General features: G+C 63.4%; 9 protein-coding genes. 6 read left to right on the forward strand and 3 right to left on the reverse strand.

Annotated features, from left to right (window positions below):
• Positions 1-83 precede the first annotated feature (83 nt).
• Together M2S36_RS11815 and M2S36_RS11820 are read left to right on the forward strand one after the other, a co-directional pair.
• Complete coding sequence (locus M2S36_RS11815; protein ID WP_233693871.1) at positions 84-1,232, forward strand: pyridoxal phosphate-dependent aminotransferase; 1,149 nt, start codon at positions 84-86, stop codon at positions 1,230-1,232.
• Positions 1,220-2,011 (forward strand): amidohydrolase, encoded by a 792-nt coding sequence (locus M2S36_RS11820; protein ID WP_207834762.1) that lies wholly within the window; start codon positions 1,220-1,222, stop codon positions 2,009-2,011. Before M2S36_RS11815 ends, M2S36_RS11820 begins: the two co-directional genes overlap by 13 nt.
• A gap of 129 nt (positions 2,012-2,140) precedes the next feature.
• Here M2S36_RS11820 and M2S36_RS11825 read toward each other — a convergent pair whose 3' ends face one another.
• Both M2S36_RS11825 and M2S36_RS11830 read right to left on the reverse strand, forming a co-directional pair.
• On the reverse strand, positions 2,141-4,696 hold the full coding sequence (locus M2S36_RS11825; protein ID WP_333957198.1) for a sulfite reductase flavoprotein subunit alpha: 2,556 nt from the start codon (positions 4,694-4,696) through the stop codon (positions 2,141-2,143).
• 254 nt (positions 4,697-4,950) lie between these two features.
• Positions 4,951-7,233, reverse strand: coding sequence for a TonB-dependent receptor (locus M2S36_RS11830; protein ID WP_207834758.1), 2,283 nt, complete (start codon positions 7,231-7,233; stop codon positions 4,951-4,953).
• A 222-nt stretch (positions 7,234-7,455) separates the two neighbouring features.
• Here M2S36_RS11830 and M2S36_RS11835 point away from each other — a divergent pair, with 222 nt between their 5' ends.
• On the forward strand, positions 7,456-8,136 hold the full coding sequence (locus M2S36_RS11835; RefSeq protein WP_063911325.1) for a Fe2+-dependent dioxygenase: 681 nt from the start codon (positions 7,456-7,458) through the stop codon (positions 8,134-8,136).
• Between the two features lie 3 nt (positions 8,137-8,139).
• Positions 8,140-8,889: a tetratricopeptide repeat protein gene (locus M2S36_RS11840; RefSeq protein ID WP_207834756.1), complete on the forward strand. Its 750-nt coding sequence runs from the start codon at positions 8,140-8,142 to the stop codon at positions 8,887-8,889.
• Between the two features lie 155 nt (positions 8,890-9,044).
• On the opposite strand, the gene M2S36_RS11845 is transcribed toward M2S36_RS11840, so the two are convergent.
• Positions 9,045-10,208, reverse strand: coding sequence for a type III PLP-dependent enzyme (locus M2S36_RS11845; protein WP_054901082.1), 1,164 nt, complete (start codon positions 10,206-10,208; stop codon positions 9,045-9,047).
• Positions 10,209-10,701: 493 nt separating this feature from the next.
• Between M2S36_RS11845 and M2S36_RS11850 the strand changes: the two genes are divergently transcribed.
• Both M2S36_RS11850 and M2S36_RS11855 read left to right on the forward strand, forming a co-directional pair.
• The gene (locus tag M2S36_RS11850) at positions 10,702-11,199 is read left to right on the forward strand and encodes a sigma-70 family RNA polymerase sigma factor (protein WP_144170653.1); all 498 of its coding nucleotides are present in this window, start codon (positions 10,702-10,704) and stop codon (positions 11,197-11,199) included.
• A gap of 20 nt (positions 11,200-11,219) precedes the next feature.
• Complete coding sequence (locus tag M2S36_RS11855; protein WP_333957199.1) at positions 11,220-12,182, forward strand: FecR family protein; 963 nt, start codon at positions 11,220-11,222, stop codon at positions 12,180-12,182.
• The last annotated feature ends 63 nt before the right edge of the window (positions 12,183-12,245 follow it).

The raw sequence follows: 12,245 nt of genomic DNA on the forward strand, positions 1-12,245 counted from the left end.
TGTTTCAACCTTTTTCCTGACCGCTCGATCCGCTATGCTCGGACTCCACCCCGTGCCGGATACACCCCAGGAAAGAGGGCTCCATGATTCGCAGCAAACTGCCGAATGTCGGCACGACCATCTTTACCACCATGTCCCAGCTCGCCGTGCAGACGGGCGCGCTCAACCTGTCGCAAGGTTTCCCCGACTTCAACGGCCCGCAGGCGCTGCTCGATGCAGTCGGCCGGCATGTAGCCGCCGGGCATAACCAGTATTCGCCGATGACCGGCCTGCCGGCCCTGCGCCAGCAGGTGGCGGCCAAGGTCGCGCGGCTGTATGGCGCACAGGTGGATGCCGATCAGGAAGTGACCATTACACCAGGCGCCACCGAGGCGATCTTCTGTGCCATTCAGGCAGTGGTACAGGCTGGCGATGAAGTGATTGTCTTCGACCCTTGCTACGACAGCTACGAGCCGTCCGTGGAACTGGCCGGTGGCCGCTGCGTGCATGTACAGCTGAGCGACGGCGATTTCCGCATCGACTGGCAGAAGTTCAGCGATGCCCTCAGCCCGCGTACGCGCATGGTCATCCTCAATTCGCCACACAACCCCAGCGGCGCGCTGATTACCCGAGAAGACCTCGACCAGTTGGCCCGGCTTATCGCTGATCGCGATATCTACCTGGTCAGCGACGAGGTCTACGAGCACCTGGTGTATGACGGTGTGCGCCATGCCAGCGTGCTGGCCCACGAGCAGCTGTACCCGCGTGCCTTCGTGGTCAGCTCGTTCGGCAAGACTTACCACGTTACCGGCTGGAAGACCGGCTACGTGATTGCCCCGCCGGCGCTGAGCGCCGAGCTGCGCAAGGTGCACCAGTACGTGAACTTCTGCGGCGTGACCCCGCTGCAGTGCGCCTTGGCCGATTTCATGGCCGAGCACCCCGAGCATATCGATGAACTGCCGGCCTTCTACCAGGCCAAGCGTGACCTGTTCTGCGGCTTGCTGGAGGGCTCGCGGTTCCGTTTCACCCGCACGGCGGGTACCTATTTCCAGCTGGTGGACTATTCGCAGATCCGCCCGGACCTGAACGATGTCGACATGTCGCTGTGGCTGACCCGTGAGCACGGCGTGGCGACCATCCCGGTGTCGGTGTTCTACCAGCAACCCATCCCCGAGCAACGCCTGGTCCGCCTGTGCTTTGCCAAACGAGAGGAGACGCTGCGTCAGGCAGCGGAAAGACTATGCGCGATCTGAGCACACTGCCGAACCTGAAAGTCGCCCTGGTGCAGACCACCCTGGCCTGGCACGACCGCGAGGCCAACCATGCGCACTTCGAAGTGCTGCTGGAGCAGGTGGGCGAAGTGGACCTGGTGATTTTGCCGGAAATGTTCACCACCGGCTTCTCGATGCAGTCCGAGAGCCTGGCCGAGCCGGAGAATGGCCCGACCTACAAATGGCTGAAGGCCCAGGCGAAGAAGTACGACACGGTAATTACCGGCAGCGTGATCATCCAGGCCGCCGATGGCAGCCACCGCAACCGCCTGCTGTGGGCGCGGCCGGATGGCGAAGTCCTGCACTACGACAAGCGCCACCTGTTCCGCATGGCCGGCGAGCACAAGCATTACACACCGGGCGAGCGCCAGGTGCAGTTCGAGCTCAAGGGCTGGCGGATTCGTCCGTTGATCTGCTACGACCTGCGCTTCCCGGTGTGGAGCCGCGATGCCCAGGACACCGACCTGTTGCTGTACACCGCCAACTGGCCGGCTGCGCGCCGCCAGCACTGGAACCGGCTGTTGCCGGCGCGGGGTATCGAGAACCTGTGCTATGTGGCGGCGGTGAACCGGGTGGGCACCGATGGCAAGGGCTTTGCCTATTCCGGCGACAGCCAGGTGCTGGACTTCCAGGGCGAGAGCCTGCTCAGCGCCGGGGAGGCCGACGGGGTGTTTACCGCGGTGTTGAGCGCGGCGGAGCTGGCGGCCTACCGGGCCAAGTTCCCGGCCAACCTGGATGCCGATACCTTCGAGCTGCACTGACAGCCTGTACCGGCCACTTCGCGGGTAAACCCGCTCCCACAGGTACCGCACAGTATTCAAAATCTGTGAGGACCCTGTGGGAGCGGGCAGGCCCGCGAAGAGGCCAGCACTGGCTACATCAATGCAAGATCAGTACACATCCCGCCGATACCGCCCATCCTCGATAAGCTGCTGCACAGTGGCCTCCCCGAGGATACCGTTGAGCGCCGCATCCACTCCCGCCGCCATCCCTTGCAGGCTGCCACAGACATACACACAGGCGCCATCCGCGACCCAGCGCTTGAACTCTTCAGCCTGCTGCAGCAACACATCCTGCACATACACCTTCTCCGCCTGGTCCCGCGAAAATGCCAGGTCCAGACGTGCCAGGTCGCCGCTGTCCAGCCAGCCTTGCAGCTCGCTGCCACACAGCAGGTCATGGGCGCGGTTACGCTCGCCGAACAGCAGCCAGTTGCGCTGCTCGCCCGCATTCACCCGCGCACGGAGCAGGCTGCGCAGGCCGGCCAGGCCGGTGCCGTTGCCGATCAACACCAGTGGTGCAGCCGTTTCCGGCAGGTGGAAGCTGCTGTTGCGCCGCAAGCGCAGGTTCAGCGTACCGTTCAACGGCAGGTATTCGGTCAGCCAGCCGGAACCCAGGCCCAGGTTGCCATCGGCGTGGCGTTCCTGGCGCACGATCAGCTCCAGTACGCCATCGCTGGCGATCGAGGCGATCGAGTACTCGCGGCTGCCGATCGGCACCAATGCATCGACCAGCGCTTGCGGCTGCAAGCCGATCAGGTGATCGCGACGGGTCGGCAACTGGCGGCCAGCCAGGGCCTGGGCGAGGGTTTCGCCCAGGCCATTCACCTGCACCTTGGCCCCGGCGTCCAGCGCCATGCCATCGAGGAAGGCCTCGATCCTTGGCTGGCCGTTGAGCGGCAGGATCTCCACCAGGTCACCGGCTTCCCAGCTGGCGGGCGCTTGCGGTCGCAGGCCGAGCAGGTACACCGGCTGGCCCTGGCTGCCCGGGTTGAGCAGTTCACGGCGCACCAGTGACCAGTTGCCGAAACTCGGCGGCTGCCAGGCGGCCACCGGCTGGGCGCCGGTCAGTTGCGCCAGTTCCTGCTGCCACTGCTGCAGCGCTGCCTGGTCGGCGTTGTCCACTTCCACCGGGCTGAACGCGCTGCTGGCACCGCGCTCACCCAGCCATGCCTGCAAGCGGCGGGCGAAGCCGCAGAAGTGCGGGTACTGGCGGTCACCGAGGGCGAGCAGGGCATAGTTGAGGTTGTTCAGCGCCCAGGGCTGGCCGAGCACCTTGCGCTCGAAGGCGCGGGCGCTGTCGGGGGCTTCGCCGTCGCCGAAGGTGCTGACCACGAACAGCGCACGGCGGGCCTGGCGCAGGTCGTCTTCACCCAGTTCGGCCAGGGCGCGCACCTGCACCGGCAGGCCGGCCGCCTGCAACTGGCCGGCGCTCTGCCAGGCCAGTTGTTCGGCAAGGCCACTCTGGCTGGCAAAGCCGATCAGCCAGCTGTCGCCACTGGCCGTGTTGCTGGTGACGTTGCCACGGGCGGCGCGTACCTGACGCTTCTTGCGGCGGCGGTCGAGGTACAGCAGCCAGCCGGTGACGAAGAACAGCGGCATGGTCAGGCTGGCGATGGTGACGATGATGCGCCCCGGCAGGCCGAAGTATTCGCCCACGTGCAGGGCGTAGACGCTCTGCAGCAGCTGGGCCTTGAAGGATTTGTCGGTGTAGCGGTCATGTTTTTTCACCTGACCGCTGGCCGGGTCCAGCACCAGGGTGTTGAAGGCACGCGGGTGGTCGGCGTCGTCCAGCAGGTAGAACAGGTTGGCCGGTTGGCCACCTGCCGGTGGCAGGCGCAGGTTGTACATGGCCAGGCCCGGGCCGGCGGCGTCCTTGAGGTTGGCCCAGATCGCGTCGTAGTCGACCACCAGCGGCGGGGCGTTCTTGTCGATTTTCTGCGGCCCGTGGCGGCCACGGCCTTCGCCGCGCTTTTGTTGCTGGCCGGCGGCCGGTGCGTCGGCCAGCAGCTTGTTCAGGCCTTCGCGGTACCACTCGTAGGACCAGAACAGCCCGGTCAGGGCGAACAACAGGTAGAACAGCAGGCACCAGGTGCCGGCCACCGCGTGCAGGTTCCAGTTGAAGGCGCGGCCTTTCCTGGCCCAGTCAAAGGTCAGCCAGGTGCGCCAGTCCAGCGCCTTGCGCGGCCAGCGCAGGTACAGGCCGGAGAGGCAGAAGAACACCAGCATCAAGGTGCAGGCACCGGTGATCTGCCGGCCGCTGTCGCCCATGGCCAGGAAGCGGTGCAGGTTGAGCATGAGGTTGAAGAAGCCTTGCCCGGCCACTTCTCCCTTGAGTTCGCCAGTGTACGGGTCGGCGTAGCGCAGCGGGCCACGGCGCTCGCCTGGTGGCGGGGTGAAGGAGACGCGTGCGGCGTTGCCTTCGCGTACATCGACCCACAGCATCGCCACCTTGTCGTGCTGCTGGGCCTCGACTCGCTGGACCAGTTCGGCCGGGGGCAGCACGCCCTCCGGGCGCACCTGGACCTTCAGGACATCGGCATTCAGCGCGCGCAGCAGTTCTTCCTGAAACGAGTACAAGGCCCCGGTGATACCCATCAAGGCCAGCACCAGGCCAGCGGTGATGCCAAAGAACCAGTGCAATTGGAACAGCGTCTTCTTCACCACATGATCACCTTGTGTTTCTGCCGCACACTGCGCGGCGTGCATTATGCCTTGATACGCAAAAGCCCCGCTCACGGGAATGAACGGGGCGGGGGGAGCGGGTTGCTTGTTACCTGTGCCGGCCTCTTCGCGGTTGAACCCGCTCCCACAGAGATATCACTGGATCTGAGGCCAGTGGAGTACCTGTGGGAGCGGGTTCACCCGCGAAAGGGCCGGCACAGGCGCAGCCCATTCAACAGATCAACCCCATCCTGGCATCAGAAGTGGACGCTGGTGGTCAACAGAGCCGTCCGCCCGGCTGCCTGGTTGGCGAAGTGGGTGGAGAAGGCCTTGTCGTAGTACACCTCGTTGGTCAGGTTCTGCACGTTCAGCTGCAGGTCGATGTTCTTGGTCAGCTTGTAGGCAGCCATGGCGTCATAGCGCACGTAGCTGTCGACCATTGTGGTATTGGCTACGTTGCCATACACGTCATCGACGTAGAACGCACCGCCACCGATGGTCAGCTTCGGCGTAACGGAGTACGTGGTCCACAGGCTGGCGCTGTTGTTCGGCGTGTTTGGCAGCTGATTGCCGTCGTTAGCCTTGTTCAGCGGGCCGCCGTCGATCTGACGTGCCTGAAGGTAGGTATAGCCGGCGAATACCTGCCACTTGTCGGTGAGCTTGCCGCTGGCCGACAGCTCGATGCCCTGTACACGAGTTTCGCCGACGTTCTCGTAGGTGGTGGTGTCCACCTGAACGCGGGCATTTTCCTTCTCTGTGCGGAAGATCGCTGCTGCCAGTGACAGGCGTTCGTCCAGCAAGTCCCACTTGGTACCTACTTCGTAGTTGGTGGTCTCTTCCGGCTCCAGGTCGCTGCCCAAGATATTGCCGCTGCGGTCAGTGGTGCCTGGCAGAGTGTTGGTTTCGGTACCCTCACCGAGCATGGCGCCTGGCGGGGTCGCGGACGTGGCGTAGGAAACATAGATGCTGCCGTTTTCGGCAGGCTTCCAGACCAGACCCAGCTGGCCTGTGAAGAATTCACTCTTGTCGCGACCTTTGGTAGGTACGCCGTTCTTGTTCACGACGGTTGCGCCGCTGGCGTCGTAGGTACGGAACTTGGTATCGAAATGGTCGTAACGCAGGCCCATGTTCAGCAGCCACTGGGGCGTGAGCTCCAGTGTATCGAAAGCATAGATCGCACGTGTCTTGCCGCTGGTTTTGGTACCGGCGTAGTTGCGCGAGACCGTGCCGTCCCAAGCGTCATCCGGGTTCGGGTCGCTCAGCGAGGTGCAGCTACCGCCGTTGCCAGGCCCAGTGCAGCTGAGTTTGCTGTTTGGCGTGACGGTGTAACTCTGGCGGTCGGACTCTTCCTTGGTGAACTCGATACCGGTGGAGAAATTGTTCTTGAAGCCGCCGACGAAGAACTCACCGAACAGGTCGGTCTGGTTGGTTGTGGTGGCGGTGTTGCCAACACGGGTGTTGGCGCGACGCCAGACCCCATTGTTGTTGACGTTGCCAACACTGTCGTCAGGCTGGGTCAGGATGTAGTCCTGCATGCTGTTGCCGTGACGCAGGGTGTTTTTGATGGTCAGCGAGTCCGTCAGGTCGTGCTCGATGCCAATGGTTGCGATGTCAACGCGGGTCTTGCGGAAATCGCGACCGGTCAGGCCATAGAAGTTGTCGCTGTCGCCGCCGTCAGTCGGCTTGCTCGGGTGCGCCGAAGTGCGTGCAGTGTTGCCACCGGTCGGGATGGTGTACGGGATGCCCGAATCCGGAAGGTCGTCGCTTTCCAGATGGTAGTAGTCGAGGTTCACGCGGGTCGGGGTACCCAGGCCGAAGGCCAGCGATGGGGCGATACCCCAACGGTCGTAGTTGACCTTGTCGCGGCCGGCGACGTTGCTTTCGTGGGTCATCAGGTTCAGGCGGCCGGCAACGGTATCGCTGAACTGGTAGTTACCATCGAAGGTGTAGCGCTGGGTCTGGTCGCTGCCCCAAGTCCAGGCGCCATCGAGCGAGTTGCCCAGGTGTGCACGTTTGCTCACCAGGTTGATGGTGCCGCCGGCGGCACCACGGCCTCCGATGGCCGAGTTCGGGCCCTTGGCTACTTCTACCGATTCGATGGCGAAGATTTCGCGGGTTTGTGCACCAGTGTCGCGCACGCCGTCCAGGTAGGTGTCGCCCTGGGCGTCGAAGCCGCGGATGAACGGGCGGTCGCCTTGCGGGTTGCCGCCTTCGCCGGCACCAAAGGTGATCCCTGGCACGGTGCGCAGGGCGTCCTGCAGGGTCAGGGCGCTGGTGTCCTTGATCACTTGCTGCGGGATCACGGTGATCGAGCGTGGGGTGTCTACCAGCGGCGCGGTGTACTTCTGCGAGGAGGCCTTGTCGACCTTGTAATCGGTGCTGGCTTGTTCAGCCTTGCCGTTGACGCTGGTGGCGTCGAGGGTGATCGCGCTGCTGGCGGCCGGGTCGGCGGCGTAGGCCGACGAGGCGCTGAGGGCGACGCCGATGGCAGACACGATCAGGCGTGGTGAACTCACTGCAGATGGTACGTACTGGCGCATTGCTTAGGACCTTCCCCAAGGTGTTAAGGCCGCGGATCTTAATGTAAGCGATTGTGACTCACAATTGAGAGTAGTTACCATTCGTGAAGAATTTACAATCTTTACAGTTTCCCTTTACGGTTTCATCAAGCTGAAACGTCTTAAGCGGCGAATGGGGGTTGTGAAGCGCAAAAGGGAATCAATATCATTGGCGCCTTTACATTTTCCAACGGTGCTGCCGCCATGCTGCTTCACATCCCCGGCCTGTTCGATACCGATGAGCTGGCCCGTATCCGCGAGGCGCTGGAGCAGGCCGACTGGGCCGACGGCAAGATCACGGCCGGCTACCAGTCGGCCAAGGCCAAGCACAACCTGCAGCTGCCGGAAGGACACCCGCTGGCCAAGGAGATCGGCAGTGCGCTGATCGACCGCTTGTGGCAGAACCCGCGCTTCATGTCCGCAGCCTTGCCGCACAAGGTGTTCCCGCCGTTGATCAACTGCTACCGCGAAGGTGGCAATTTCGGCTTCCACATCGACAACGCCCTGCGCCAGCCCAAGGGCAGCCCGGAGCGGGTGCGTACCGACCTGTCCTCCACGCTGTTCCTCAGCGATCCGGACAGCTACGACGGCGGCGAGCTGGTGATCCAGGACACCTATGGCGTGCAGCAGGTCAAACTGGCCGCCGGTGACCTGGTGCTGTACCCCGGCACCAGCCTGCACAAGGTCAACCCGGTGACCCGTGGCCAGCGTTACGCCGCGTTCTTCTGGACCCAGAGCCTGGTGCGCGAGGACAGCCAGCGGGCGTTGCTGTTCGAGATGGACAATGCCATCCAGCAACTGACTGCCGATGTGCCGGACCATCCATCACTGCTACAGCTGACCGGCACCTACCACAACCTGCTGCGCCGCTGGGCCGAGGTCTGAACCGTGTCCTATCAGTTGCGGCGTGAGGAAGTGATGGATGTGGCCCGTTTGCAGGCCATGCTGGAAGAAAGCCCCGGCAAGGCTGCCCAGGCGATTCTGGCGGCGGCCGGGCAGGGTGCGGTCGAGGCACAGTTGCTGCTGGGGCAGATCCTGCTCGACGGGCGCGGCATTCAGGCGGATGCCGCCGTGGCCAGGCGCTGGTTCGGCATTGCCGCACAGGGCGGCAGTGCCATGGCGCACAACATGCTGGGGCGTTGCCTGGAGCATGGCTGGGGCGGTGAGCCAAGCCCGGCGCAGGCGGCCGTTCACTATGCGCGTGCGGCCGATGCAGGGCTGGACTGGGGGCTGTACAACCTGGGCAACCTGCTGGCCACCGGGCGCGGCGTACCGGCCAACCAGGCGCAGGCGCTGATGTGCTACGAGAAAGCGGCGCACATGGGGCATGCCAAGTCGATGAACCTGTACGGGCGTTACCTGGAGCAAGGCATCGCCACGGCGCCCAACCCGACACGGGCGGTGCGCTGGTATCGGCGTTCGGCCGAGGCGGGGGACTTTCGCGGCATGTTCAGCCTGGGGCTGGTGCTGGTCGAGCGTGGGCAGGTGGCGGAAGCCGGGCCTTGGCTGGAGCGGGCGCGGGTCGAGGGGAACATGAATTTCCTGCGCAGTGCGCTGGTGAGCTTGCAGGGGGCGGGGCCGGTATTGATGGCCTTTGCGGCGCGGTATGCCGAGGAGATCGAGCGGCGCGAAGCCTGATGTCGCCTGTGCTGGCCCTATCGCCGGCAGGCCAGCTCCCACAGGGTCTGGACAAGGCTTGAGGCTGCGCTGTACCTGTGGGAGCGGGCGTGCCCGCGAAGAGGCCGGTACAGCAAAGCACAAATGAAAACGGGGCCTTGCGGCCCCGTTGTGCATTACAGGTAGTAAGCCTTCAGCGGCGGGAAGCCGTTGAATTCCACTGCGCTGTAGCTGGTGGTGTAGGCACCGGTCGACAGCCAGTACAGGCGGTCGCCGATGGCCAGGTTCAGCGGCAGGCCGTACTTGTAGTTTTCGTACATGATGTCGGCGCTGTCGCAGGTCGGGCCGGCGATGACCACTTCTTCGGCCTCGCCTTTCTTCTCGGTCCAGATCGGGAACTTGATGGCTTCGTCCATGGTTTCGATCAGGCCGGAGAACTTGCCCACGTCGGTGTAGATCCAGCGCTCGACAGCGGTGCGCGACTTGCGTGCAACCAGTACCACTTCGCTGACCAGGATACCGGCGTTGGCAATCAGCGAACGGCCCGGCTCGAGGATGATTTCCGGCAGGTCGTCACCGAAGTCTTCCTTCAGGAAGCGGATGATCTCTTCGGCGTAGGTTTCCAGGCTGTTGGTCCGGGTGATGTAGTTGGCCGGGAAGCCGCCACCCATGTTGATCAGCTTCAGCTCGATGCCGTCTTCTTCCTTCAGGCGCTCGAAGATCACCTTGACCTTGGCGATGGCGGCGTCCCATACGCTGATGTCGCGCTGCTGCGAGCCAACATGGAAGGAAATGCCGTAAGGCACCAGGCCCAGGTCGCGGGCGAGGATCAGCAGGTCCATGGCCATGTCGGTCTGGCAGCCGAATTTGCGCGACAGCGGCCAGTCGGCAGTGGTCGAGCCTTCGGTGAGGATACGCACGTACACTTTCGAGCCCGGCGCGGCCTTGGCGATGTTGCGCAGGTCGGCTTCCGAGTCGGTGGCATACAGGCGCACGCCCTTCTCGTAGAAGTAGCGGATGTCCTTGGACTTCTTGATGGTGTTGCCGTAGCTGATGCGGTCGGCGGTTACCCCGCGGCCCAGCACCTTGTCCAGCTCGTAGATCGAGGCGATGTCGAAGCTCGAACCTTTTTCCTTGAGCAGGTCGATGATCTCGACGGCCGGGTTGGCCTTGACCGCGTAGTACACCTTGGCGAATTCGAAACCAGCACGCAGGTCGTCATAGGCCTGGCTGATCATCTGGGTATCGATGAGTACGAACGGGGTTTCCTGCTTGTCGGCGAACGCCTTCATTTTCTGGAAGGTGTCACGCGCGAAATAGTCTTCGACCTGGATCGACATGCTCAGGGACTCCATGGGCAAACTGAAAGATTAAGTGGCTGCAAACTGAACGTCCTCCGTATCCCCACTTTGGTTCGCCTACTCAGTACTTGAGCCGGATGGATCGTTTCCAGCATGGACGTTCGGCGCGCACTTTAGGGCGTGAAGAATGCAGAATCAACAGGCAATCCGGGCGTGATCGACGTGGATCGACGACCAGCCATTTGAATAACCGACTCGTGTGACCAGCTGATGTTCCCCGCAGTGTTTCAAGCGTAAAAAATTGTGGAATGGACCAAATTGGCCCCTTCGCGGGTAAACCCGTTCCCACAGGGTTTTCACGCTTCCTGTGGGAGCGGGTTTACCCGCGAAGAGTCCTGTGGTGTTCATATTTATGGCCACAATGCTTCGCACTGCCGTCCATGAAAAAGACAATAAATTTTTTGTTACCGACTGGCGGAATTGCCGGTTTTGATGAGAAACATTACTATTCGCACCCTTGTCCGCCTCCCTGATGACCCCGACCGTGTCCGGACCCAAAGGCTTCCTCGACCACTACCACGAGCTGATCGGCACCTGGACGCGCAAGTTGCGCAGTCGACCGCAGGCCGAGGACCTCACCCACGATGCCTTTGTCCGGGTACTGGAAAACCCGCGCGAGCAGGTTGAGCAGCCTCGCGCCTACCTGCACCAGACCGCGCGCAACATTGCCGTGGACGGTTTCCGTCGCGAGGACCGCCGCCAGGCCCTGGAGCTGGAAGCCTTCGATGAAGGCGTGGCCGGTAATGGCGACCCCGAGGCCTACGTGCATGCGCTGGAGCTGGCCGACAGGGTCGAGCGGGCGCTGGCCGAACTGCCGCTCAATTGCCGGCAGGTGTTCATCTGGCAGAAGCTCGAAGGCCTGACCCAGGCCGAGATCGCCGAGCGCATGGGGTTGAGCAAGAACATGGTCGAAAAGTATATGATCCGCACGCTCCGGCATCTGCGTGAGCACCTGGATGTGTCGGCATGATGAGTCAGGAGACCTTTTCGATGAAACAGCACGGTACCGGTACCGTCCGCGAGCAGGCGGCCGCATGGTTTGCCCGCGTGCAGGATGCGCCTCGCGATGCCGTGCTGCAGGCGCAACTGCACGCCTGGCTGGAAGGCGATGCACGGCACCGTGATGAGTACCAGCAGCTCGCCCGCCTGTGGCAGGCCGCCGACTTCATCCCCCGCCAGCGCCTGGAAGCGCTGTGCCAGCCAGCCCCGGTACGTCAGTTGCCACGTCGACGCTTTGTGCGCCAGGCCTTGGCCGCCAGTGTGGCCGCACTGGCGTTGGGGCTGGGCTGGGGTGGCTGGCACTACCAGCAACTGAATCACCAGGGCAGTTTGCAGACAGCCTTCAACGAACGCCGCCAGGTTGACCTGCCGGATGGTTCGCACCTTGAACTCAACGGCAGTACGCAAGTGCAGGTCGCCTTCAGCGCCGGCCAGCGGCATGTCCGGCTGATGGCGGGTGAAGTGATGTTCACTGTCGCCCATGACAGTGGCAGGCCGTTCGTGGTCGACACCGCCCAGGGGAGCGTGACTGTCACCGGTACCCGTTTCGATGTCCGGCTGGACCCGGCCAGCACGCGCGTGGCGGTGGAGCAGGGCTCGGTGCGTGTGCAGGGCAAGGGCGCCTCGCTGGCGCAGCTCACGGCTGGCCAGGGCTCGCATATCGATGCACAAGGCCAGGTGGCCGCACCCTATGCGGTGAATACCGATGCCCTGACGGCCTGGCGCCAAGGCCGGCTGGTGTTCGACAACGCCACCCTGGCCGAGGTGGTGGCAGAAGCTTCGCGTTACCGCAGCCAGCCGCTGCGGGTCGCCCCCGGCAAAGTCGCCCAACTGCGGCTGTCCAGCACCTTCAGCACCGACGACACCGACGCGCTGCTGCGCGCCTTGCCGAGCATCCTGCCGGTGGCCATCAAGGCCCATGAAGATGGCTCGCGCGAAATAATCGCGAAATAGATTCAGGTTTTTTTCCGCTCGTTCGTCTTCCCCGCCAGCTGCAACTGCCAAGCATTTCCATTT

Origin of the sequence: Pseudomonas sp. SF2 (assembly GCF_036858055.1) — a bacterium.
In the GTDB taxonomy this organism is placed as follows: Bacteria; Pseudomonadota; Gammaproteobacteria; order Pseudomonadales; family Pseudomonadaceae; genus Aquipseudomonas.

Bases quoted from the DNA above. Each gene is read 5' to 3' on its own strand.
- M2S36_RS11820 (WP_207834762.1), top strand. From the start codon at position 1,220: ATGCGCGATCTGAGCACACTGCCGAACCTGAAAGTCGCCCTGGTGCAG.
- M2S36_RS11830 (WP_207834758.1), bottom strand. From the start codon at position 7,233: ATGCGCCAGTACGTACCATCTGCAGTGAGTTCACCACGCCTGATCGTG.
- M2S36_RS11850 (WP_144170653.1), top strand. From the start codon at position 10,702: ATGACCCCGACCGTGTCCGGACCCAAAGGCTTCCTCGACCACTACCAC.
- M2S36_RS11855 (WP_333957199.1), top strand. From the start codon at position 11,220: ATGAAACAGCACGGTACCGGTACCGTCCGCGAGCAGGCGGCCGCATGG.
- M2S36_RS11845 (WP_054901082.1), bottom strand. From the start codon at position 10,208: ATGTCGATCCAGGTCGAAGACTATTTCGCGCGTGACACCTTCCAGAAA.
- M2S36_RS11835 (WP_063911325.1), top strand. From the start codon at position 7,456: ATGCTGCTTCACATCCCCGGCCTGTTCGATACCGATGAGCTGGCCCGT.
- M2S36_RS11815 (WP_233693871.1), top strand. From the start codon at position 84: ATGATTCGCAGCAAACTGCCGAATGTCGGCACGACCATCTTTACCACC.